General features: G+C 31.7%; 27 protein-coding genes and 2 tRNA genes. 19 read left to right on the top strand and 10 right to left on the bottom strand.

The window, feature by feature from the left end; all coding sequences use genetic code 11:
- Positions 1 to 61: 61 nt before the first annotated feature.
- Complete coding sequence (locus tag ACGLWY_RS00085; protein WP_396617655.1) at positions 62 to 1099, bottom strand: FKBP-type peptidyl-prolyl cis-trans isomerase; 1038 nt, start codon at positions 1097 to 1099, stop codon at positions 62 to 64.
- 246 nt (positions 1100 to 1345) lie between these two features.
- Here ACGLWY_RS00085 and ACGLWY_RS00090 point away from each other — a divergent pair, with 246 nt between their 5' ends.
- Both ACGLWY_RS00090 and ACGLWY_RS00095 read left to right on the top strand, forming a co-directional pair.
- Entirely contained in the window at positions 1346 to 1741 is a 396-nt protein-coding gene (locus tag ACGLWY_RS00090; protein WP_396617656.1) for an RNA-binding S4 domain-containing protein, read from the top strand.
- A gap of 85 nt (positions 1742 to 1826) precedes the next feature.
- Positions 1827 to 2330 carry a phosphoribosyltransferase family protein gene (locus tag ACGLWY_RS00095; protein ID WP_396617657.1) on the top strand — a complete coding sequence of 168 codons (504 nt, stop codon included), beginning with the start codon at positions 1827 to 1829 and terminating at the stop codon, positions 2328 to 2330.
- Here ACGLWY_RS00095 and ACGLWY_RS00100 read toward each other — a convergent pair.
- Entirely contained in the window at positions 2322 to 2843 is a 522-nt protein-coding gene (locus ACGLWY_RS00100; protein ID WP_396617658.1) for a shikimate kinase, read from the bottom strand. The genes ACGLWY_RS00095 and ACGLWY_RS00100 overlap by 9 nt on opposite strands.
- Positions 2844 to 2979: 136 nt before the next feature.
- Here ACGLWY_RS00100 and ACGLWY_RS00105 point away from each other — a divergent pair.
- The 7 genes from ACGLWY_RS00105 to ACGLWY_RS00135 all read left to right on the top strand — a co-directional run bounded on the left by ACGLWY_RS00105 (position 2980) and on the right by ACGLWY_RS00135 (position 7746).
- Positions 2980 to 3052 (top strand) — tRNA-Lys (locus tag ACGLWY_RS00105).
- A 57-nt stretch (positions 3053 to 3109) separates the two neighbouring features.
- A tRNA-Leu gene (locus ACGLWY_RS00110) sits at positions 3110 to 3194 on the top strand.
- A gap of 89 nt (positions 3195 to 3283) precedes the next feature.
- On the top strand, positions 3284 to 4183 hold the full coding sequence (locus ACGLWY_RS00115; RefSeq protein ID WP_396617659.1) for a MerR family transcriptional regulator: 900 nt from the start codon (positions 3284 to 3286) through the stop codon (positions 4181 to 4183).
- A 46-nt stretch (positions 4184 to 4229) separates the two neighbouring features.
- Entirely contained in the window at positions 4230 to 5690 is a 1461-nt protein-coding gene (locus ACGLWY_RS00120) for a phytoene desaturase family protein (RefSeq protein ID WP_396617660.1), read from the top strand.
- A gap of 73 nt (positions 5691 to 5763) precedes the next feature.
- Positions 5764 to 6603 (top strand): phytoene/squalene synthase family protein, encoded by an 840-nt coding sequence (locus tag ACGLWY_RS00125; protein WP_396617661.1) that lies wholly within the window; start codon positions 5764 to 5766, stop codon positions 6601 to 6603.
- A gap of 9 nt (positions 6604 to 6612) precedes the next feature.
- Positions 6613 to 7062, top strand: coding sequence for a beta-carotene hydroxylase (locus ACGLWY_RS00130; protein ID WP_396617662.1), 450 nt, complete (start codon positions 6613 to 6615; stop codon positions 7060 to 7062).
- Positions 7063 to 7065: 3 nt separating this feature from the next.
- Positions 7066 to 7746 (top strand): lycopene cyclase domain-containing protein, encoded by a 681-nt coding sequence (locus ACGLWY_RS00135; RefSeq protein ID WP_396617663.1) that lies wholly within the window; start codon positions 7066 to 7068, stop codon positions 7744 to 7746.
- 385 nt (positions 7747 to 8131) lie between these two features.
- On the opposite strand, the gene ACGLWY_RS00140 is transcribed toward ACGLWY_RS00135, so the two are convergent.
- The 5 genes from ACGLWY_RS00140 to ACGLWY_RS00160 form a co-directional block, all read right to left on the bottom strand.
- Positions 8132 to 8713 (bottom strand): TlpA family protein disulfide reductase, encoded by a 582-nt coding sequence (locus tag ACGLWY_RS00140; protein ID WP_396617664.1) that lies wholly within the window; start codon positions 8711 to 8713, stop codon positions 8132 to 8134.
- Between the two features lie 270 nt (positions 8714 to 8983).
- Complete coding sequence (locus ACGLWY_RS00145; protein ID WP_396617665.1) at positions 8984 to 9418, bottom strand: DUF5606 domain-containing protein; 435 nt, start codon at positions 9416 to 9418, stop codon at positions 8984 to 8986.
- A gap of 54 nt (positions 9419 to 9472) precedes the next feature.
- On the bottom strand, positions 9473 to 10063 hold the full coding sequence (gene def / locus ACGLWY_RS00150; protein ID WP_396618611.1) for a peptide deformylase: 591 nt from the start codon (positions 10061 to 10063) through the stop codon (positions 9473 to 9475).
- A gap of 90 nt (positions 10064 to 10153) precedes the next feature.
- The gene (gene ruvX, locus ACGLWY_RS00155) at positions 10154 to 10564 is read right to left on the bottom strand and encodes a Holliday junction resolvase RuvX (protein ID WP_396617666.1); all 411 of its coding nucleotides are present in this window, start codon (positions 10562 to 10564) and stop codon (positions 10154 to 10156) included.
- A gap of 155 nt (positions 10565 to 10719) precedes the next feature.
- Positions 10720 to 11031 (bottom strand): hypothetical protein, encoded by a 312-nt coding sequence (locus tag ACGLWY_RS00160; RefSeq protein ID WP_396617667.1) that lies wholly within the window; start codon positions 11029 to 11031, stop codon positions 10720 to 10722.
- A 330-nt stretch (positions 11032 to 11361) separates the two neighbouring features.
- On the opposite strand from ACGLWY_RS00160, the gene ACGLWY_RS00165 reads away from it, so the two are divergent.
- The 4 genes from ACGLWY_RS00165 to ACGLWY_RS00180 are packed head-to-tail and all read left to right on the top strand — an operon-like array spanning position 11362 to position 15127.
- Entirely contained in the window at positions 11362 to 12177 is an 816-nt protein-coding gene (locus ACGLWY_RS00165) for a 2,3,4,5-tetrahydropyridine-2,6-dicarboxylate N-succinyltransferase (RefSeq protein WP_396617668.1), read from the top strand.
- Between the two features lie 2 nt (positions 12178 to 12179).
- Positions 12180 to 13241: a glycosyltransferase family 9 protein gene (locus ACGLWY_RS00170; RefSeq protein WP_396617669.1), complete on the top strand. Its 1062-nt coding sequence runs from the start codon at positions 12180 to 12182 to the stop codon at positions 13239 to 13241.
- Positions 13228 to 14334 (top strand): CDP-glycerol glycerophosphotransferase family protein, encoded by a 1107-nt coding sequence (locus ACGLWY_RS00175; RefSeq protein WP_396617670.1) that lies wholly within the window; start codon positions 13228 to 13230, stop codon positions 14332 to 14334. Before ACGLWY_RS00170 ends, ACGLWY_RS00175 begins: the two co-directional genes overlap by 14 nt.
- 34 nt (positions 14335 to 14368) lie before the next feature.
- Positions 14369 to 15127 carry a glycosyltransferase family 2 protein gene (locus tag ACGLWY_RS00180; RefSeq protein ID WP_396617671.1) on the top strand — a complete coding sequence of 253 codons (759 nt, stop codon included), beginning with the start codon at positions 14369 to 14371 and terminating at the stop codon, positions 15125 to 15127.
- A gap of 13 nt (positions 15128 to 15140) precedes the next feature.
- Here ACGLWY_RS00180 and ACGLWY_RS00185 read toward each other — a convergent pair whose 3' ends face one another.
- Together ACGLWY_RS00185 and ACGLWY_RS00190 are read right to left on the bottom strand one after the other, a co-directional pair.
- The gene (locus ACGLWY_RS00185; RefSeq protein WP_396617672.1) at positions 15141 to 15902 is read right to left on the bottom strand and encodes a lipopolysaccharide kinase InaA family protein; all 762 of its coding nucleotides are present in this window, start codon (positions 15900 to 15902) and stop codon (positions 15141 to 15143) included.
- Positions 15903 to 15945: 43 nt separating this feature from the next.
- Positions 15946 to 17049: a glycosyltransferase family 4 protein gene (locus ACGLWY_RS00190; RefSeq protein WP_396617673.1), complete on the bottom strand. Its 1104-nt coding sequence runs from the start codon at positions 17047 to 17049 to the stop codon at positions 15946 to 15948.
- A 99-nt stretch (positions 17050 to 17148) separates the two neighbouring features.
- On the opposite strand from ACGLWY_RS00190, the gene ACGLWY_RS00195 reads away from it, so the two are divergent.
- The 4 genes from ACGLWY_RS00195 (at position 17149) to ACGLWY_RS00210 (ending at position 20921) form a co-directional block, all read left to right on the top strand.
- The gene (locus ACGLWY_RS00195) at positions 17149 to 17709 is read left to right on the top strand and encodes an L-threonylcarbamoyladenylate synthase (protein WP_396617674.1); all 561 of its coding nucleotides are present in this window, start codon (positions 17149 to 17151) and stop codon (positions 17707 to 17709) included.
- 71 nt (positions 17710 to 17780) lie between these two features.
- Positions 17781 to 19199 (top strand): CCA tRNA nucleotidyltransferase, encoded by a 1419-nt coding sequence (locus tag ACGLWY_RS00200; protein ID WP_396617675.1) that lies wholly within the window; start codon positions 17781 to 17783, stop codon positions 19197 to 19199.
- A gap of 152 nt (positions 19200 to 19351) precedes the next feature.
- Positions 19352 to 20368, top strand: a complete 1017-nt coding sequence (locus tag ACGLWY_RS00205; RefSeq protein ID WP_396617676.1) for a COX15/CtaA family protein — start codon at positions 19352 to 19354, stop codon at positions 20366 to 20368.
- Between the two features lie 37 nt (positions 20369 to 20405).
- Positions 20406 to 20921, top strand: a complete 516-nt coding sequence (locus tag ACGLWY_RS00210) for a hypothetical protein (protein WP_396617677.1) — start codon at positions 20406 to 20408, stop codon at positions 20919 to 20921.
- Between the two features lie 5 nt (positions 20922 to 20926).
- On the opposite strand, the gene ACGLWY_RS00215 is transcribed toward ACGLWY_RS00210, so the two are convergent.
- Positions 20927 to 21988, bottom strand: coding sequence for a hypothetical protein (locus ACGLWY_RS00215; protein ID WP_396617678.1), 1062 nt, complete (start codon positions 21986 to 21988; stop codon positions 20927 to 20929).
- Between the two features lie 205 nt (positions 21989 to 22193).
- On the opposite strand from ACGLWY_RS00215, the gene ACGLWY_RS00220 reads away from it, so the two are divergent.
- On the top strand, positions 22194 to 23090 hold the full coding sequence (locus ACGLWY_RS00220; protein WP_396617679.1) for an ABC transporter ATP-binding protein: 897 nt from the start codon (positions 22194 to 22196) through the stop codon (positions 23088 to 23090).
- A gap of 19 nt (positions 23091 to 23109) precedes the next feature.
- Positions 23110 to 23934, top strand: a complete 825-nt coding sequence (locus ACGLWY_RS00225) for an ABC transporter permease (RefSeq protein WP_396617680.1) — start codon at positions 23110 to 23112, stop codon at positions 23932 to 23934.
- Positions 23935 to 23946 lie beyond the last annotated feature (12 nt).

The following is a 23946-nucleotide window of genomic DNA, read 5'->3' on the forward strand; positions in this document are numbered from 1 at the left end:
CATAAAAAAATAAAACCTCGCTAATAGCGAGGTTTTATTTTTTTTTTTAAATTACTTCAAATTAATAGTTTTTATCTAAGTAATCAAATGGCCCAACACCATCGGTATCTTTAAAAGTTATTATAGTACCGGTGTAACTTCCATTTTGTTCTTTTTTAATTTTATTTAAAAGCACTTGATTATATTCTAAAGTAACCCCTTTAACTTCTTCTTTTGTAGGTTTGTTGATGGTGCTTATTGTGATTTCATTTTTAGTTAAAATACCGTCACCATCATCATCATTGTCAATATAATTATATAGAGGACGAATAAATCCTGAATTATCTCTATATGTATCATCATCTGTATTATCTGTTAAAACATCATTACCATCTACATCTTCCAAATATGAAGGGATACCATCGCCATCATGATCGTTTTCAGCCATTTGTAATAATTCAAACTTAAAAATTAATGGTGAATAGGCTGGAATACCACCAGAAGCATTAGAAAAATAGGCTAAGCCAGAAGGTAAGAACATAACCCCTAACCCCGAATTGTTATAGCTTACAGTTCCATCACTATTCTCGGTAAAACTTTCTGAGGTATTAAAATCAGGTATAACATTTTGCCATCCAGATATTACACTAGTTAAATCAAACAGATTACTATTTGGGTAAAATTTATAATCAAAAACAATGTTATTTAGTGTAAATCCTTCATAAAGTATTTGAACATTATCAGCAAATGTAGGTGAATCTCCCCCTCCTTGGTTTAGTTTTAAAACATAATATTCGTAATCGGTTTCCGCATAAACGACCTCTTTAGGGGCTCCAACGGCATCTAACAATAACGTATGCCCATCGGGAACAGATGCTCCACTCACTAATTTAGTGATTTTTATATCATTAATGCCAGCATTTGGTAAAGCTGCCGCAATTTCGCTAGAATTATAATAATGATTACTTAAATATTTAACAAGAGAATCCATATCCGCTAGCTGTTGTTCTGTCCTATCTCTTATCTCAATAACAATCGGATCTGGCTCGTCATCTTTTTTACATGATAACACTCCAATGGTTAAACATAATAGATATAGGCTTACTTTTCTTAAATTCATGCTTTTTTTGTTTTTTTCAAAGGCTATATGTGAATTCTTTTCTTGATTTAATTAAATCTTAAAAGAATCTTCCATTATTCCTTATTTTTGAGCCGCAAGATACAATTTAAATATAATTTTGCATAACAACATTAACGTAGTTTTCATCTGTATATTTTATTTTTTTACATAGTCAGATGCAATTCACATAATTAATAATTCATATGGTGAAGAATTTTTCATCCATGCTCATTTCACAATAATTATATGCGTATAGATAAGTATTTATGGTGTGTTAGATATTACAAAACAAGAACTATTGCAACTACTGCTTGCAAAAAAGGACATATTCGTGTAAACCAAGAAATTGTTAAACCCAGTAGAGAAGTTTATCCTCAAGATGTTATTGAATTAAGAAAAGACCAAATAAACTACCGCCTTACTGTAAACGACATTCCTGAAAGTAGAGTTGGCGCTAAATTAGTTGACATTTATAGAACCGATACCACGCCTAAGGAACAATTTGAAGCTCAAGAACTTTTAAAATACTCAAAAGATTATTACAGAAAAAAAGGTGTTGGTAGACCTACTAAAAAAGACAGAAGAGACATTGACGATTTTACCGATGTAACACCTTTGAAGGCTGATGACTCTGAAGAGTAAATGTAGATGACAACTTCCCTTGAAAAAAATTAATAGAAACAGGTAAAAATGAGTAATTTTATACTTTAAAAACAAGACAACTGATATGAACGTTACAAACAATGTGATATTAAACCACGATGAAATTAATCATAAAATAAGACGTATTGCGTTTCAAATTTATGAAAACAATGTAAACGAAAAAGAGGTTATTTTAGCTGGTATAGATAGTAACGGCTACATTTTTGCTAAAAAGTTAAAAACCATACTTCAAAAAATATCGGACATCAACCCTATTCTTTGTAAAGTGAGTATTGACAAAAAAAATCCACATCTACCAATAAAAACATCTATTCAGCCAGAAGATTACGAAAACAAATCGTTGGTATTGGTTGATGATGTTTTAAATTCAGGCACTACTTTAATTTATGGTGTGAAGCATTTTTTAAATGTGCCCTTAAAACAATTTAAAACAGCTGTTTTAGTTAATAGAAACCATAAAAAATATCCTGTTAAAGCCGATTTTAAAGGCATTTCACTCTCAACTTCTTTACACGAACATGTAAACGTCGTATTAGATGGTAAAAAATTTGAAGTTATTTTAGAATAGCTGTAACACAACTTCTTCTATGATATTGTTTTCTGGTTTGTTATCTGTAGTTATAGTAACATGAGCTAAACTGTAAAATTGAGACCGCTCAAAAAGATGTTTCCCAATAAATTCAGCCAATAAATCGTCTGTTTCTATATGGGCTATTAACGGTCGTTTGCTCTTTTCATTCTTCAATCGGGCAATTAAAGTAGGGATAGACGCTTTTAAATAAATACTTTTTACATTATTCGCTTTTAAAATTATATCCATATTGTTACTATAACATGGCGTACCGCCGCCTAAAGACAAAACTAATTTGCTTTTAGAACTCAATAATTCTTTTAAATAATGCGTTTCTAGTTTTCTGAAATGAATTTCTCCTTTTGATTTAAATATATCACTGATGGTTGAATTTTCTTTTTCTTCAATGTAATCGTCTAAATCCAAAAACCCATAATCTAGTTTTTTTGCCAAAATCCTACCTAAAGTAGACTTTCCAGAAGCCATATATCCAATTAAAATTACAATCATTTTTACGCTATAAATTGATTATTAAAAACATACGTTTTAGTACTGCAAAAAAACAAAAATTTCTTTTAAAAAAGTCTTGTTTTATTAAAAATAGGTTTTATATTTGCACCCTCGTTACAGAGAAACAAAAATACAAGACCTGGTAGCTCAGTTGGTAGAGCATTTCACTTTTAATGAAAGGGTCCTGGGTTCGAATCCCAGCCCGGTCACAAGAAAAAGTTAAGCATAATTGCTTAACTTTTTCTATTTTTACTAAAGTTTATTTTGCGCACGTGGCGGAATTGGTAGACGCGCCAGCTTGAGGGGCTGGTATTCGCTTAGAATGTGGAAGTTCGAGTCTTCTCGTGCGCACTTTTCTTCATTAAAATATTAAAAACTTCTCTTTATGTTGATTTAATCAAATGATACATATATTTTTGTTTAACTTTAAATAGTTATCAATGAACAATATCAAGATTAACTTCAGCATTAAAGATCTTGAAAACCTTACAGGCATTAAAGCCCATACCATACGGATTTGGGAAAAACGCTACAACTTACTTGCCCCAAACAGGTCTGACACCAATATTAGAAATTATAGCCTTGAAAGTTTAAAAAAGTTGCTTAACGTTTCATATTTAAACAATAATGGTTTAAAAATTTCAAGGATTGCTGAGCTAAAAGAAGAAGAAATAGCTGCCAAAGTTAAAGAATTGTCTTTAAAAGGAAAAGCAGAAGATTATGCCTTTAATGCCTTTAAAATTGCCATGATTAATTTTGATCAAGTGCTTTTTTATAATACATACAACAACCAGCTTGCAACCAATTCATTTTCAGATATATTCTATAACACATTTCTTCCCTTATTAAATGAGATAGGCTTATTATGGCAAACTAACACCATTACACCTGCCCAAGAACATTTTATCTCGGTACTTATAAAACAAAAAATTCTTTTAAATATTGAAAACCTACAAAGTTTAAACCCTCAACCAAACACCAAAACCTTTGTGCTTTTTTTACCACAACACGAAGTACACGACATTGGCTTATTATTTATTAATTATCAATTAAGAAGTAAAGGTTACCATACCATTTTTTTAGGAGAAAGTGTTCCTATGGAAAGTTTAAAAGAGTTATTTAATTTTTTCAACGACATCTGCTTTATATCTTACTTTACGGTGTATCCTGAAGAAGAAAATATTACTGCTTATCTAAAAGATTTTAGCAATTTACTCCTAAACAACAATAGCACAAAGTTGCTATTACTAGGTCATAAACTAAATAATTATAGCAATAACGAGCTTCCAAAAAACATAACAATCTATAAAACTATTGAAAATTTAGTTAAAGATTTATAAACAATTATTTTTTGTTTAACTTTTTATTATATTTGTTAAACAAAAAATGAGAAAATCAGTTTTTATAATAGGTTCGGGGTTTTCATCTTTAGCTGCATCATGTTACTTAGCTAAAGCTGGCTATGATGTTACCATTTTTGAAAAAAACCACACTGTTGGTGGTCGGGCAAGACAACTAAAAAAAGAGGGGTTTGTTTTTGATATAGGCCCAACATGGTATTGGATGCCCGATGTTTTTGAGCGCTTTTTTTCAGACTTCAACAAAAAACCTTCAGATTATTATTCATTAGTAAAATTAAATCCTGCTTATAGCGTCTATTTTGGTAAGGATGATTTTATTACCATTGAAGATACTTTAGAAAAGATAAAAATTGCTTTTGAAAAAGAAGAAACTGGTAGCTCTAAAAAACTGGACACCTTTATTCAAAAAGCAAAAAGCAATTACGACATAGCTATTAAAGATTTAGTGTACAACCCTGGCGTTTCTCCTTTAGAATTGGTTACGCCTAAAACCATTACTAAGTTAAATCAGTTTTTCAGCACTATAAAAAAAGATGTTAGAAAAGAGTTTAAAAATGAAAGGTTAGTTAAAATTCTTGAGTTTCCAGTACTATTTTTAGGTGCAAAACCAAGCAACACCCCTTCATTTTATAGCTTTATGAATTATGCCGATTTTGGTCTCGGCACATTTCACCCTAAAAAAGGCATGTATCAAGTTATTTTAGCCATTGAAACGTTGGCAAAGGAACTTGGTGTTACTATAAAAACTGAAAGTTCTGTCGATAAAATCATCGTAGATAATGGCAAAGCAATTGGAATTATTTCCAACGGAACAACATACAAAAGCGATATTATAGTGAGCGGTGCCGATTATCACCACACAGAAACCTTACTGGATAAACCATACAGACAATACACCGAAGCCTATTGGAGCAAAAAAACCTTTGCGCCATCTTCTCTACTTTTTTATGTAGGTTTTGATAAGAAACTTACCAATGTAAATCATCATACCTTATTTTTTGATGTTGATTTTGATATACATGCAGAGGCTATTTACGATAACCCAAAATGGCCAGAAAACCCATTGTTTTATGCCAGTTTCCCAAGCAAAACAGATGATAGTGTAGCTCCAAAAGGAAAAGAGGCAGGTATCTTTTTAATTCCGCTTGCACCAGGTTTGGAAGACACTCCAGAGTTACGTGAAATCTATTTCGACAAAATTATAGCCCGCTTTGAAAATTTAACGTCTCAAAGTTTAAAAAATCAAGTGATATTTAAGGAAAGCTTTTGTATTAACGATTTTACAAAAGATTACAATTCATACAAAGGAAATGCCTATGGAATGGCCAACACACTTACTCAAACAGCGTTTTTAAGACCCAAATTAAAAAGTAAAAAAGTGAAGAATTTATTTTTTACGGGGCAATTAACCGTTCCCGGTCCAGGTGTTCCACCATCCTTGATTTCAGGAAAACTAGTAGCAGATTTAGTTATAAAACACCATTAACCATAAAATCGTTTAACTACAAATACGTATAAAACGATACCATACGACCTTTAAAAAACAATAATTATTACATATGAAATCACTTTTTGACACCGTTTCGTATAATTGTAGTAAAAACATAACAAAAACGTATAGCACATCGTTTTCCTTAGCTACCAACCTGTTATATAAATCTATAAGAAATGATATTTATAACATTTATGGCTTTGTAAGACTTGCCGATGAAATTGTTGATTCATTCCACGATTACAACAAAGAAGTTTTATTCAATAGATTTTCTGAAGATTTAGAACTTGCTTTAAAAGATAAAATTAGTTTAAATCCTATTTTAAATTCATTTCAATATACATTTCATAAATATAACATTGACAAAAAACTAGTCGATGCCTTTATGCATAGTATGCGTTTAGATTTACACAAAACCACATACTTAACAAACGAAGAATACAAAAATTATATTTACGGTTCTGCCGATGTCGTTGGGCTTATGTGCTTAAGAGTCTTTGTAAAAGGCGACAACGATAAATACAACGACCTAAAAGATACTGCCATGGCATTGGGGTCTGCATTTCAAAAAGTAAATTTTTTAAGGGATTTAAAAGCCGATTTTGATGGATTAAACAGAAGTTATTTTCCAAATGTGGATTTAAATAATTTAGATGAAACTTCAAAACAATACATTATTAATGACATTGTAAGTGATTTTGAAAAAGGATTGAGTGGTATTAAAAAGCTACCCATAGAAGCTAAATTTGGCGTTTTTATGGCTTATAGATACTACAAGCAATTATTAAAAAAACTAAAAAAAACCCCCGCTCTACAAATAAGAAATGCTAGAATACGCGTTTCAAATCCAAAAAAAGTAGAGCTCTTAATGAGAAGCTATGTCAAGTATCAATTAAACTTAATGTAAATTTATAGTATGCAAACAGTACTTTGGACTCTTATTTTTTTAGCAACTTATTGCTTTATGGAATTTATGGCGTGGTTTACCCATAAATATGTGATGCATGGTTTTTTATGGAGTTTGCATAAAGATCACCATAAAAAAGACCACGATAGTTGGTTTGAGCGTAACGATGTCTTTTTTGTTTTTTATGCTGTTGTGAGTATTGGTTGCTTTTTATTGTGGAAGTATCATATTTTCTGGGCTGGTTTACCTATTGGTGCTGGTATTTTTGCGTATGGTTTATCTTATTTTTTGGTACACGATATTTTTATACACCAACGTTTTAAACTATTTAGAAATGTCAATAATTGGTATGCCAAAGGTGTAAGACGCGCGCACAAAATACACCACAAGCATATTAACAAAGAAAAAGGTGAATGTTTTGGGATGTTATTTGTCCCTTTTAAATACTTTAAAAAGTAGTGAATGACTTATTTGTATCTTTTTTTAAATTTAGGTTCTTTATCTGTTCCCTTTATTTATAGCTTTCACCCTAAATTAAAATTCTACAATCATTGGAAAGCTTTAGGAATCGGTATTTTAATAAGTATGCTCATTTTTATTCCTTGGGATATGTTTTTCACCCAGCATGGCATTTGGGGATTTAATCCAAATTATTTTTTAGGCATAAAATTAGTTAACTTGCCTATCGAAGAATGGCTGTTTTTTATATGTATTCCTTATGCCTGTGTTTTTACACACTATGCATTATTACATTACTTCACTAATTTAAAACTATCAAACGGTATTACTAAATTAATAAGCTATGTATTGATTTTTGGTTTTCTAATCATTTCACTCTATAATTATAACAAATGGTACACATTTGCTAACTTTTCTTTAGCTACAATTTTAACGCTTATTGTAATTATCAAAAAACCAGAGCTTCTACAATCTTACTTAATAACTTTTTTAGTAATGCTTATTCCCTTTTTTATTGTGAATGGAATTTTAACAGGAAGTTTTATTGAAAATGAGGTGGTTTGGTATAATAATTCCGAAAATTTGAATATCCGATTATTTACCATTCCTATTGAAGACACAATATATGCTTTTACACTTATCCTTTTAAATCTTTTTGTGGTAAAATCTATTGAAAATAAATAGTGGCGATTATGAAGTGGTTTAAACTTTTTCCAATTGGCTAAAAAATCGCCCTTTTTTCTCTAGGCGCCTCCCAGTCCATTGACTAGAGGCTGTCTAAAAAGTCTAGTTCTATGTCATATTGGAACTTGTCGAAATATTTTAACTTACTGGTAATCAATATCGATTTCGACAAGCTCCTGACAAATTAAACTTAAAGGACTTTTTAGACAGCCTCCTTAACGTTCTGTCATGTCTTTTTTTCTTTCCGTAGCAATGCTATACAATTCTAAAAAGGCTTCGATTGGACAAAATTGCCATTGCGCTGGCTGGCTCGTTCGCTAAAATAACCCACTGGGTTATTTTTTCACGCTCCGTCCTGCTTCAATCGAAAAAGTTTAAACCACTTCTATTTTAATAAACCATCAATCGTGGTTCTTATTTTACTACTGTTCCAGTTAGCAGCACCACTTTCATCAATTACAACATTCCCTTCCTTGTCTATTAAAAATGTTCTCGGAATGGTTGAAATATTAAAAAAATCAGGATATGCTTCTGCTGGTCTATACACTTTAAATGTATAATTGTTTTTTTCTAAAAACGGATCAACCTCGCTAAACCAGTCGTTCGTAACAAAAAGGAACACTATCTTATCATTATAATCATTATAAAGTGTTTGCATACTTGGCATTTCAGCAATACATGGCGGACACCAAGTTGCCCAAAAATTAATTAAAACAACCTTTCCTTTAGTATTTTCAAAATTAAAAATTGCTTTGTCTTTATCTATTAATTTCCAATTATAATCCGATATTTTAGTTAGTTTTTCTCCATTTACACTTACTGGTTTAATAAATGAGATGGCTTTATGTAACAAAACCTGAATGGGTTTTCTTGTTTGGGGTATAATTAAAATCGCTATAACAAGTAAAAAAACAATGTTCTTAATTTTTGGTTTGGGCAAGTTCATCATATCAATTAAAAAAGGCATAATTCCTATGTCGAAACTATGCCTGATATCTAACAAAAAACAAAGAAAGTTTTTTAGAGACTGTTTAAGTTTTATCCTTTAGCTCTTTTATGTGCCTTTTTCCGCCATACTTCAGCTATTCTTCGGTCCATAGCTATGGCTATATCTCTCCCTCGCGGCAGCCTGCCTCCTTCGCTAAAAAGGTCTCCCCAGACCTTTTTTATACGCTCGTCCCTGTCTGACAAAAAAATACTCTATAAAACATTCCAAAAACAAAATTTAAACAGTCTCTTATTCTTCTTCATCTTTAACTGTATCTTTTTTAGCTTTAGAATCTTCTTCTAAATCCAACATATTGTGTTCCTGTAATAAGTTATACCATTGGATTACCTTTTTAATATCGCTAACATATACACGGTCTTCATCGTAATCTGGTAAAACTTCAAAAAAGTACTCTTCTAATATATCTTTACTGTCTTTAGCTTTAACCGAAGTTTGCCCCCCATTTTCCTTTTTCTTAATGTTTTTAAACACGTCCTTCAAAGGCACTTCTTCACTTAAAGTATAGATCGCTATTTCACTTAAAACGCTTACATTTTGCTGTACATTAACCGACAAACGTTTTTTATCAATTAAAGACTCTGCTACAAAACCACCACGAGTTTGTGCTATTAATTTGTATAATCCGGGCTTCCCTGCTATAGCTAAAACTTTTTCTAAACTCATAAATTATTTTTTGAAAAAGGCAAATATCAACTGTTTATTGATGTCTTGCAAATATTATCGTTTCTTTTTTTGGTCTGGAAAACGCATGCGATATTCTACATCTATCTTGCCTTTGGATATATTGACAAGTCTTCCTTTTATTAAACGCTTTTTTAAACTTGATAGTTTATCTGTAAACAGCACGCCTTCGATGTGGTCATACTCGTGTTGAATTACCCTTGCAATTAATCCATCAAAAACTTTGGTATGCGGTTTAAAATTTTCATCAAGATATTCAATAGTTATTTTTGGTTTTCTAAAAACATCTTCTCGAACATCTGGAATGCTTAAACAGCCTTCGTTGAATGCCCACTCATCACCTTCTTCTTTTATAATTTTGGCATTAATAAAGACGCGTTTAAATCCGTCTAGTGCTTTTTGTTCTTCTTGGGTTAATTCTTCATCATCTGAAAATGGCGTGGTATCCACAATAAACAATCGAATGGACAATCCTATCTGAGGTGCCGCTAAACCAACGCCATTAGCATTGTACATGGTTTCGAACATATTTTCTAATAGAGTATCCAAATTTGGATATTCTTTATTTATATCAACTCCTACCTTTTTCAAAACAGGGTCGCCATAGGCTACAATGGGTAAAATCATGGTTGTAATTTCTGTTATTGTTTGCAAAAATACAATACTTATAATTTATTGATTGTATTAATAAGTAATAAATTCTTTTGAAAATTCAAATTACTTAGAATACAAATAGCTTTGCAGAATAAGTGTGGCACTAATTTCATCAACCAAGGCTTTGTTTTTTCGTTGATTTTTTTTTAAGCCACTATCTATCATCGTTTGAAACGCCATTTTAGATGTAAAGCGTTCATCAACTCGTTGTATCGGTATATTGGGAAATTGCTGTTCTAATTTCTTCAAAAATGGTACAATTAACGTTTCGCTTTCTGATGCCGTATTATCCATTTGTTTAGGTTCTCCAACTATAAATAATTCAACTGGTTCTTTGCTTGTATAATCCTTTAAAAAAGAAAACAACTCGTTGGTGTTAACTGTGGTAAGTCCAGAAGCTATAATTTGTAATGCATCGGTTACTGCTAAACCGGTGCGTTTCATACCATAATCGATTGCTAAAATGCGAGCCATATCATTTCTTTAAGGCAAAAATAAAGTAATAATACCATTTACTATTTGAATTTACCGTAATAAATTGGTATAAAAGCAAAAAGGCTCTCTTTTAAAGAAAGCCTTTTTATAATTTAACCTTATGTAATATTTTGAATATGAACTTTTGTTTGATGTTAAGCCTTTGCTGCTTTATATATTTTAGGAAATAACAAGTTTAAATTATCTATGTTTCTTAAACGGTTGAAGTAAAGTCTAATATCACTGCTACTACGAGCGATCGATTCTTTTACTTCAGAAGCATCAATTAAAATCACTTCGTTTTCGTTTACAATGTTAACTGTGTTTTCAACAATAACTTGTTTATCATTTTCAGAGACAGAAACAGTATTATTAGTTTCAACTTTTACAACCTCAGTAATGCTTTGTGCATTTCCAAAAGAAAAAGCTAATAAGAAAATTAATAATATGTAAACGTTTGTTTTCATGTTGTTTGTTGTTGTTTGATGAGACAAATATATAGGCACATGATTGCCTGTACACAATAAATTAGTTATATGCGCCTGTATTTTCGATTAGTAGTGGAGTGACTATTTTTTATCGACAAACAGATGAAACGCTTGTTTTGAAAGACCAAATACACCTAAAATGTATTTCATCGGATTATTTTTTTCTTTGAAAGGAAAAATAAGCTAGCGATTTTTTAAAAACTGTCGATTAACGACATCATTTAATGACTTTCAAAATCCATATTAAAAAGTATTTCGTTCCTGTTTTTTGGTAGATACCTACTATATTTGCCAAAAATTAAAATACAAATGACCGAATTAAGACAAACCATAGAACAAGCTTGGGACCATAGAGACCTTTTAAAAGAAGACAAAACAATATCTGCCATTAGACAGGTAATCGATTTATTAGATAAAGGTGAATTAAGAGTTGCCGAACCTATTGAAGGCGGATGGCAAGTGAATGAATGGGTTAAAAAAGCCGTTGTTTTATATTTTCCTATTCAGAAAATGGAGACCATTGAATGTGGCCCATTAGAATTTCACGATAAAATTCCATTAAAGAAAGGCTATGCCGAAAAAGGTATTCGTGTAGTGCCTCATGCTGTTGCAAGACATGGTGCTTACATTTCTGCTGGTACTATTTTAATGCCAAGTTACGTAAATATTGGTGCTTATGTAGATGAAGGCACTATGGTTGATACATGGGCTACTGTTGGAAGTTGTGCTCAAATTGGCAAAAATGTACACTTATCAGGCGGTGTTGGCATTGGTGGTGTTTTAGAACCATTACAAGCAGCTCCGGTAATTATTGAAGATAATGTGTTTGTTGGATCTAGATGCATCGTTGTTGAAGGCGTGCGTGTTGAAACTGAAGCTGTTTTAGGTGCTAACGTGGTATTAACCATGAGTACAAAAATAATTGACGTTACAGGTGAAACCCCTATTGAAATGAAAGGCCGCGTGCCAGCACGTTCGGTAGTAATTCCTGGAAGCTATACCAAAAAATTTGCTGCGGGCGAATATCAGGTGCCTTGTGCTTTAATTATTGGAAAGCGTAAAGAAAGTACCGATAAGAAAACATCTCTAAACAATGCGCTTCGTGAAAATGATGTGGCAGTTTAAAAATGAAAATACTAATCATACAACAGAAAATGATAGGCGATGTGCTAACAAGCAGTATTCTGTTTGAAGCATTGAAAGCCAAATATCCTGATGCTAGTTTGCATTATGTTATCAATTCGCATACATTTTCTGTTGTTGAACAAAATCCCAATATCTCCAAGTTTTTATATTATACTCCAAAAATTGAATCCAGCCTAAGCGCTTTTATTAAATTTGTAAAAAATATTCGTAAAGAAAAGTATGATGTCATTATCGATGTGTATTCTAAAACACCTAGTAATATCATCACTTTTTTTTCTGGAGCAAAAATTAAAATATCAAAGTATAAACCTTACACCTATTTTATCTACAATTACGCCATTAAATATGCTAAAATCCCTAAAACTAATGCAAGTTTAGCCATTGAAAATAGGTTAAGGTTACTACAACCTTTAGGAATTGAGAACAAAATAATTAAACCCAAAATATATTTAACACAACAAGAAATTGAAACCTCTAAAACATTTTTGCAACAACATCAAATAGATGTTTCTAAACCGCTATTTATGATTAGCGTTTTGGGAAGTGGCAGTAATAAAACCTATCCTTTGCCCTATATGGCACAATTGATTGATGCTATTGTTTTGCAAACACAAGGCCAGATTCTATTTAATTATATCCCTACACAGGTTAACGAAGCAAAAACAGTTTATAACCTCTGTAAAGAGACTACTCAAAATCATATTTACTTTGATGTTTTTGGTGAAAATTTGAGAATGTTTTTAGCAATCACAAAACATTGCACCGCATTAATAGGTAATGAAGGAGGAGCTATAAACATGGCAAAGGCTTTAGACATACCTACATTTACTATTTTTTCTCCATGGCTGAAAAAAGAAAATTGGAATATGTTTGAAGATGGAAAAACTCATGTTTCCGTACATCTAAATGATTATATAGTGTCTTCTAAAAACAGCTTAAAAGTTGCAAAAAAACATCCTGAATCGTATTATTTAAAATTCAACCCCGAGTATATAAAACCTAAATTAACTGCTTTTTTAAAATACATAAATGATGTCTTATAAATTTTTAATTTACATCTCGTACAGTTATGCAGTGCCCATTGGGAATCCTTTGGAGCAAGAAATTGTTAATCGTGGGGATACTGTAAAATGGTTTAGTGATTTGGACAATGGCAAAAAAGCTTTAAAACACAAAACCAATTTACTTGATACTATTCAAGATGTTGTGACCTATAAACCAGACATTGTTTTAGCAGCTACAGACGATGTTCCCGATTTTATAACGGGTTTAAAAGTGCAGATATTCCATGGTTTTTTTGCAAAAAAAAGACCCTTAAAAAATGGTGGGTTCTATCATTTTAGAATTCGGGGGTTCTTCGATTTGTATTGTACACAAGGTCCAAGCACTACTGGTCAATTTACCCGACTTTCAAAAAAATTAAAACATTTTGAGGTTGTTGAAACAGGGTGGAGCAAGGTAGACCCTATGTTTCTATTGAAAAAAGATATGGACAACGTATCACAAACTACCTCCCCCCAACTTCCAACCATAATGATTGCTTCAACGTTTACTGAGCGTTTGAGTTTGGCATATAACGATGCTGTTTTTAATGAAATCAAAAGGTTATCAAATTTAAAGACCTATAAATTTATTATGGTGCTACATCCCAAATTGCCAATCGATATTATCAAAAAATGGCAATCGTTAACGAATGAGAATTTTACTTTTTTTGATACGGTCGATTTGATTCCATTGTTTTTTAAAGCCGATATTCTTTTTGCCGATACGACCTCGGCAATTCAAGAATTTGTTCTTCTAAAAAAACCTATTGTTACTTTCAAACATAAAGTACATGAGGATTTTTTAATAGATATTGATGATGCAAACGCTATTGAACCTGCTTTTAAAACAGCCTTAAACCCTTCAAAAGAGTTGTTGGGAAAAATAGAAGCATATATCAACAACCTACATCCTTACTTTGATGGTAAATCAAGCAAACGTGTAGTTGAGGCTTGTATTTCATTTTTACATAAAGATAAGAGTTACCTAAAAAATAAACCGCTTAACTTACTCCGTAAATATAAAATCAGAAAACGTTTGGGGTATTTTACACTAAAAAGTTTTAATAATCATTACACCATTAAAAGTCAATAAAAGACACAAACTGTGAATAAAAAAACAACTTATAATGATTAAACTTTCTGCTGTTATAATAACATACAATGAAGAAGAACATTTAGAAAAATGTTTAAGCTCACTAGCCCATATAGCAGATGAGATTATTGTAGTCGATTCATTCTCGACCGATAGGACACCAGAAATCTGCAAATCTTTTAATGTTACTTTTATTCAACATCCATTTGAAGGCTATATAGAACAAAAAAATTATGCTGTTTCTTTAGCCAATAATAATTATATTTTGTCACTTGATGGTGATGAAGCTCTTTCTGAAACATTAAAAACCAATATTTTAAATATTAAATCCAATTGGCTGTTTGATGGCTATTATTGCAACCGATTAAACAATTATTGTGGACAGTGGATAAAACATTCCGATTGGTATCCTGATAAAAAATTGCGATTATTTAAAAAAGAAAGTGGTGAATGGAAAGGCATAAACCCACATGATTCCTATAAATTAAAAAAAGGGCTTAAAGCAGGCAAACTAAAAGGGGATTTATTGCATTGGATTTACCGCGATTATTCCGATCACAATCTAAAAATAGAGCGCTTCTCGACCATTGCCGCAAGATCTTATTATGAACTAGGAAAAAAATCGTCTATCTGGAAAATAATTTATAGACCTGCATGGGCCTTTTTTAAATCATATTTTTTAAGATTGGGGTTTTTAGATGGTCTAAACGGATTCGTTATTTGCGTACAAACCTACAATGTGACATTTTTAAAGTATGTGAAGCTTTATAGGCTTTGGAAACTAAATTTTTAGACAGCCTCTAAGATTATTTCTTGATTTTTAATTTCTTTTTCAATCGTTTTTTTCTGTGGAATTTCTCCTGAAAAGCCTCTGTTTCACTCCACATTAAATTGAATATTTTGCTGTAATCTTCACCTGAACATTTTGCATATTCATCGCTCATTACCTCTATCATCGATTTATGAATCGTAAGCCTTGAAAAATTTTTTATTCTGGTTTCAAAATCTAATTTACCAAAATTCATGCGGTTTAAATCTACCAAATAAAAGGCGTATGAGTTTCCATTTTTTTTAATTAAAGTGTTACCGGGTGAATGGTCTAAAAAATGAATCCCTTTCTCGTGTAACTCAAAAGTAAATCTGGTAAAACAACGTAATATATTTTCGTGGTTAGGATAGTCTAAATCTGTCGTTAATTCCCTATACGTTAAATCACAATCTAAATGTTCACTTATATAATAACTCTTTTTAAATAAAAAAGGCGTAGTAAACTCATAATAAGCTATTGGTTGTGGGGTACCAACTCCTAATTCCATGAGTTTATTGGCATATTCATAAGAGCGTCGTGCTTTACTTTTTCTAAAAAATTTATAAGCTACTTGATTAATAATATTGGGGATTTTAAAAGATTTGACATTTACTGTCATATCCTTAAATTGAAATAGTTTTAATGAATTACGGTCTTGATTCCCAAAAACTTCTCCATTTGAATCAAAATTTTTTATAATCGTTTTAAGTAATGCTTCGTCATCTTTAAAAAGCTGATGTACTTCTTTATTTTTTTTCATTGTAATTATTCATTTGTATCGCTTATCTACAAATTGATATTAATTATTTAATGACATTATTGTAAACCAACAATGTATTTTCAGCTAATTGCTTTGCGGTAAATTTATTAATCAAAATTTCATATGATAATTCTGCAAATTGGGTTTGTTTGTCTTTATCTAATATTAATTCTTTCAAATTAAAAGCTAAACTTTTATAGTCTTTAATATCACACAATATGCCATTTTTCTGATGAGTTATAGCCTCAGTTGTTAGTCCTACTTTAGTTGTAACCACTGGAATTTTTCTATACATAGCATCTAATATAGAAGTGGGACCTCCTTCGCGTTCAGAGGTCATTAAAAAAACATCAAATTGAGGTAGTAAATCCATAGCATCTTCTAGAAAACCTGTAACAGTAAAATAGGATTCTAAATTATATTCTTTTATCAAAGGCATAAAACTTGACGTCTGTTTACCTTCTTTTCCTATTTGAAGAAAATGCACATTTTTAACTTCTAAATTATTTATTAATTCATTTGCCGTTTTAACTAATGTAACCAAATCCTTAGCATTAGTATGATTGGCTATATTTCCTATTAAAATACGGGATGTTGGTATAGAATATTTCTCTTTTAATAAAATGGGGGTCTTATTTTCTCTATCCATTATATTAATACCATCAAACACCACACATAATTTTTGATGATTTTTTGATTTAAGAACGTTTTTAAAAGCATCCTCCACTGCTTTAGAAACACAAATAATCTGATTTATGTTTTTATAGTTATATTTAAAAGTGCTTAATCCACTTGACGCTGCGCTTATTGCTTTTTTAGAAAAAACAGTGGGAGTTTTTAGTTTAAAAAGAACATCCGCTATAACAAAAGCCGTTAACGTATTACTAGTGTGTAGATGTATTACATCTGGTTTATACGTTTTTATGCACGCCCTTAAATTTTTAGCATATTTTAATGAATGGCTTTTTACTTTATAAATACTATAATAATTAATATTATTTTGCTTTGCTTTAAGCTCTACTGGCGAATCTTTAAAACAAAAGAGTATATTCTCTATCTGCAATTTTTGCAAGCCATCCATCAAATCAAATAACTGTTGTTCATTTCCTCCCCAAACACTTGCTCCAGATACATGTAAAACCCTCATAAAAATATTAAAAATTCAAATATATAGTTTTCTATGATGTTTTCATAACATAAAAAAGTATTGCTATTTTAGCGGACTATTTAATTCATTATCTTTTTCATGCAATCCGAAATAAATAAAGCCTTAGAAGTTCTAAAAAATGGTGGCATTATCCTCTACCCAACCGATACCGTTTGGGGCATTGGTTGCGATGCTACAAATCCCGAGGCTGTAAAAAAAGTATACGCCCTAAAACAACGTGAAGACAGTAAAGCTTTAATATGTTTGGTTGCTGATGACAGAATGCTTAAAAAATATGTAAAGAAAGTGCCAGAAGTTGCTTTAAATATTATTGATGTTACCGACAAACCAACCACTATTATTTATGATGACGCGCAAAATTTAGCTTCTAATTTAATAACAGAAGACGGCACCATTGCTATAAGAATTCCTGATGATGAATTTTGCTTTCAACTTTCAAGAAGGTTAAATGGTGCTATTGTTTCAACATCGGCAAATATTAGTGGCTACCCTACTCCAAATTCGTTTAAAGAAATAACTCAAGAGGTTTTAAAAGGTGTAGACTATGTTGTAAATTTGCACCACGAAAAAATATGCGCAAAACCATCGTCAATTATTAAATTAAGTAATAATGGGGTTGTGAAAGTAATACGAAAATAAAATAACCGCAAATTCGCAAATTATTTTTTCATTAAATGGAAAAATAATTTGCGAATTTGCGGTAAAACAACATGAATTACAAAGAAGCCTTACATCATCCTATTTTTGAAATAATTTCCAAATCTGCCAAAGAATTACATCTAGACAGTTATGTCATTGGTGGTTTTGTGCGTGATTTTATTTTAAAACGTGGCTCCGCAAAAGACATTGATGTCGTTGCTATTGGAGATGGTATTGAATTAGCAAAACAAGTTGCTAAAAACCTACCCAACAAACCAAAAGTACAGATCTTTAAAACCTATGGAACCGCCATGCTTCTATATCATGACATTGAAATTGAGTTTGTTGGCGCCCGTAAAGAATCATACACCGAAGATAGCAGAAACCCTGCGGTTGAAAACGGCACACTTCAAGACGACCAAAACCGTCGTGATTTTACCATAAATGCCTTGGCTTTAGATTTAAGTGAAAACCATTTTGGTAATTTACTCGACCCTTTTAATGGTATTCAAGATTTAGAAAACAAAATCATTCGAACCCCTTTAAATCCAGATATCACCTATAGCGACGACCCGCTACGTATGATGCGTGCTATTCGGTTTGCAACACAATTAAATTTTACCATAGAACCAAGTTCTTTAGATGCGATTACTAGAAATTCTGAGAGAATTAAAATTATAACCAATGAACGTATTGTTGTAGAACTGAATAAAATTCTTGAAAGCGAAACCCCATCCATTGGCTTTTTGCTTTTAGAACAAACAGGGTTATTACCATTTATTTTACCTGAACTTGTCGCTTTAAAAGGTATTGATGAAGTTGAAGGCCAACGCCATAAAGACAATTTTTACCATACCCTAGAAGTGGTTGACAATATTGCTAAAAACACCGATGACCTTTGGTTGCGTTGGGCTGCCTTATTACATGACATTGGGAAAGCACCAACCAAAAAATTCAGTAAAAAAGTAGGTTGGACGTTTCATGGACACGAATTTGAAGGTTCTAAAATGGTATACTGCTTATTTAAAAGGTTAAAAATGCCTTTAAATGAGAAAATGAAATTTGTTCAAAAAATGGTTTTGATGAGCTCACGCCCTATTGTACTGGCAAATGATGAAGTTACAGACTCTGCTGTTCGTAGATTAGTCTTTGATGCTGGCGATTTTGTAGACGATTTAATGACACTTTGCGAAGCCGATATTACCACAAAAAACCCTAAAAAATTCAATAAATATCACAATAACTTTAAAATTGTTCGCGAAAAAATCATTGAAGTTGAAGAGCGAGACCATGTTAGAAATTTCCAACCACCTATTTCGGGAGAAGAAATCATGGAAACCTTCAATTTAAAACCTTCAAAAGAAATTGGCATCATCAAAGAAACCATTAAAGAGGCTATTCTTGAAGGCGATATTCCAAACGACTATGAAGCTGCTTATAAATTAATGCTGAAAGAAGGTGAACGATTGGGGCTTTCAATTAACAATTAACAATTAACAAAATTCGTGTATTCGTGGCTAACATGAAAAAAGACAGAGTCTTAAAGTGGCAAAGATGCAAAGTTTCAAAGTGACAAAGCGAGAAGTAACTAACTAAAAAACTCTGAAACTCTGAAACTCAGAAACCCAGAAACTCTAAAAAAATGAAAAAAGACAGCAAAAAAGTCATCTATTGGTTATTAATAGGATGCTTACTTATTTTTATTATGGTAATTGTTGGTGGTATAACCAGACTCACCCATTCTGGTTTATCGATTTCAAATTACAAACTAATTTCTGGTACACTCCCCCCAATGAATGAGGCTGAATGGCATGAAGCTTTCGATTTGTACAAGCAATATCCCGAATACCAAAAACTCAATAATCATTTTAATCTGCAAGACTTTAAGGATATTTATTTTTGGGAATGGCTACACCGTTTTATAGGCAGAATGATTGGGATTGTGTTTCTGTTGCCATTTTTATATTTTCTAATTACAAAACAACTTACAAAACCAACCATTAAAAAGGCCATTATACTGCTAAGTCTTGGTGCTTTTCAAGGTTTTATGGGTTGGTACATGGTTAAAAGTGGCTTGGTAGACATACCAGATGTTAGTCATTATAGATTAGCAGCCCATTTAACAACGGCGTTTGTAACCTTTGCCTACACATTTTGGGTGGCTTTAGATTTGATGTTTCCAAACAAGAAAGAGATCAATATAAAATTTAGAAACCTAATTCGTTGGGGACTTGCCCTTTTGTTACTTCAAATAATCTATGGTGCCTTTGTTGCAGGGCTAGATGCTGGCTTTATACACAACCATTGGCCCATGATGAGCGAAGGCAAATTTATGCACGAAACGGTTTATATAGAACAAACCCCACTGTACAAAAACTTTATTGAAGGCAAAAGTGGTGTGCAGTTTGCACATAGAATACTTGCCTATATTGTGGTTTTATTTATTGTTGTAATTTGGCTAAAATCCAAAAAATTAACGCTTACTAAAATACAAACGAAAAGCATACATGTACTATTACTCATGGTTGGTGTCCAATTTTTGTTAGGTGTATTTACTATCATATTACAAGTTCCTGTTTGGTTAGGTGTAGCACATCAAATAGGTGCGTTTTTTTTATTAAGCATCATGACTTTTACACTACACAGGTTTAGCAAATAATATAAAAAAGCATACATTTGCAAAATATTTTATTCCCATGATTTACAGATTTAGAGTTATACTTGATAACGACGTTGATGATGATGTGTTTCGCGATTTAGAAATTCGAGAAACCGATACACTTGAAGATTTACACAATATTATTACTCAATCATTTGGGTTTGATGGTAACGAAATGGCATCCTTTTATTTAAGTGATAGCCAATGGAATCAAGGTGAAGAGATTTCATTATTTGATTTAAGTGAAGATGCTTCGGCACGCTTAATGAACGAAACCACTATTAACGATGTCGTTCACGAGCTTCAACCCCGACTTATTTATGTGTACGACTTTTTAAGTATGTGGACCTTCTTTGTTGAATTAGCAGAAATTGTTGAAGAAGCAAAAACCGTAGATTATCCAAACTTAATGTTTGTACATGGACAAATACCCGATGAAGCACCAGAAAAAATATTTGATACCGATGACGACTTTGATGATTTCGACGAATTTGAAGATGATTTGGACATAGAAGACTACGAAGGTTTAGACTTTGACGAGAACTGGAATTAACCTTTTCATTTAAGCTTTTCAGGATTTACATTTTCATAATTATGGGTTAAATATTCCAAAGACTTTTTCAATATTTGACCCATGGATTTACACTTTAAAAAAGCTTTATCCAAGGTATAATCATAAATCTTCTTTTTTAATAAATCTATATTTTCTTCTTTGGAAATGATATCTTCAGCCATACAATCCAACAGTTTATCAATACGTCCGTGAAAACTTTTTAACCGTTTTACAAGTATGGAACGTTCTTCTATCTTATACTGGTCTATCGATAATTTTTGGAAGGTTTCAGATACCAATTCCACCATTTTTAAATTTTCTTTAAAAAACTGTGGTCTGTAAATATTAAATTTTCCTTCGTAAGACTGCTGGTCAAAATCTATCGCTCTAATTTTATAAACAACATGATCAAAATCGTGGGTTGGCACAATCACATAATTATACGAGCGCATATCGCCCAAAAGCCTAATCATACAGCGTTCGTTAAACTTAACAAACTCTTTAGCTATTTGCGATTTTTCATATTTTTCGCATTTAGGCAAAAAATTCTTAATAAACTCATCCCCAGGAATTCCAGCAATATGCTCTTCTATCAATGTATCTTTATAAACCAAAAAATTTAAATTATAGGGCGATAGCATATGCTCCAACTCTAAACCATAAACTCTAGAAGCATCGGCGGTTTTAATATAAAAATAGGTATAGTTATCGTTTAGAATATTTCGAATTTTAATTCTAAAAGGCTTCGAGTTTCCAAACGTACAATAATCAATCGCATCTACGCTTAAAAACGGCAAGGTGTTTTCATTACCATCAGAATGTAAAATGGTATATACCTTTTTTAACGACAATTCAATTTCCTGTCTTTCAAATTCATTGTAATAAACCCGAATCCAAAGGGTATCGTTATCTTCTTTATCATAAACCACAATCGATCCTTGAAAACGCAGCAAATCATCATAAAAAATGGGCAATTTTATGTTTCTATTGTATTCAGAAAGATACCCGTGCAACTTAGGCATTATAGGGTAAGAGGGCTTCTTTTTTGATATTATTAAATCTTCCATAACATATAAAGTTAACCAAAAATAACGTTTTTTAGGTTGTTATCACTCCTGATGGCTATCGGAGAGCGGACTATAATAACATAATCTTTGAATTTACTGTAAAATAATAAATGATTTTTTTAAACATGTAACAAAATAAACAAACTATCGTCATACTTTTAAAGCTAACCAAACAGAATTTTCTTCTGAATAAAAAAAATGAATCTTGGAACCAATATTAACCATTAACAATCTCACAAAAAAATTCGGGTATTTAACAGCTGTAAAAGCGCTTTCATTTACTATAAACAAAGGCAATGTGTACGGTATTTTGGGACCTAATGGCAGCGGAAAATCGACTACTTTAGGCATTGTTTTAAACGTGGTAAATAAAACCAGTGGTGACTTTAAATGGTTTGATGGCAACACAACTACCCACAATGCTTTAAAAAAAGTAGGCGCCATTATAGAGCGCCCCAACTTTTACCCATACATGACGGCTACCCAAAACCTAAAATTAGTTTGTAAAATTAAAGGTGTGGATTATGATAAAGTCAACGAAAAACTGGAAATTGTTGGTCTTTTAGAACGAAAAGACAGCAAATTCAGCACCTATTCGTTAGGCATGAAACAACGTTTAGCCATAGCCTCTGCCCTACTTAACGATCCCGAAATTTTAATTTTAGATGAACCTACCAATGGTTTAGATCCCCAGGGCATCCACCAAATACGAGAAATAATTAAGCAAATAGCTTCAAAAGGGACCACTATTTTATTAGCATCACATTTACTGGATGAAGTAGAAAAAGTATGCTCGCATGTAGTGGTGCTTCGCAAAGGCGAAAAATTATATTCCGGTAGAGTTGATGAAATGATTTCCAGTCATGGCTTTTTCGAACTTAAAAGTAACAAGCAAGATGAGTTAATCAAACTAGTAGAAAATAACCCTGCTTTCGGAAAAATTAAGGTAACAGATTCTTTAGTGACTGCTTTTTTAAACGAACCTATGAAATCGGACGATCTCAACAAGTTCTTGATTGAAAAAGGCGTTATTCTTACCCATCTAGTACAGCGCAAAGAAAGCTTAGAAGAACAATTCTTACAATTAACCGATAAGCACTAACACCAGCAAAACCAACCACATGTTACGACTTCTAAATTTAGAATTACAAAAACTATTGCTTAATAGAACAAGCAAAACACTTATATTCATTTCATTCATTTTACCGTTTTTCGTTATACTCCTTTCTTCTTTAAAAATTAATGTTTTCGGATTTTTCACATTAGAATTAGGAGAATTAGGTATTTTCAACTTTCCTATAATTTGGCATTTAACAACTTTTTTTGCTTCGCAATTCAAATTCTTTTTTGCCATTGTAGTCGTAAGTATGATTGGTAATGAATACAGCAATAAAACCTTAAAACAAAACCTCATTGATGGGTTAAGCAAGAGGGAATTTATACTCTCTAAATTTTACACCATTATATTCTTTTCATTGGTTTCAACAGTATTGATTTTTTTAATTTCAATTTGTATCGGCTTGTATTATTCTAGTTATAACGAATTTTCTATAATTATAAAGGAAACTAATTTTTTAGTGGCCTACTTTGTAAAACTTATGGGCTTTTTTAGTTTGTGTTTATTCTTTGGTATGCTAGTAAAACGTTCTGCTTTTGCTCTGGCATTTTTATTTATCCTCTTTATTTTAGAATGGTTGCTATTCGGACTCATGGCATGGAAATTAAATACAGATACCGCCGAAAAAATCCAAAATTTCTTTCCATTAAAATCCATGTACAAACTCATCGACCAACCTTTCCAACGTGTTGTTATGACCAAATTCCCAGACAAAGCAAATTTAACCTACGACTATGCGGTGCATGGGTACGAAATTGCTATTGTACTGGGTTGGACAGCCTTATTTATCTTTTTGTCGTACAGATTATTAAAAAATCGGGATTTATAATATCTTTGATAG

The sequence above is a fragment of the Mariniflexile sp. HMF6888 genome, from assembly GCF_044335535.1.
Lineage (GTDB): Bacteria > Bacteroidota > Bacteroidia > Flavobacteriales > Flavobacteriaceae > Mariniflexile.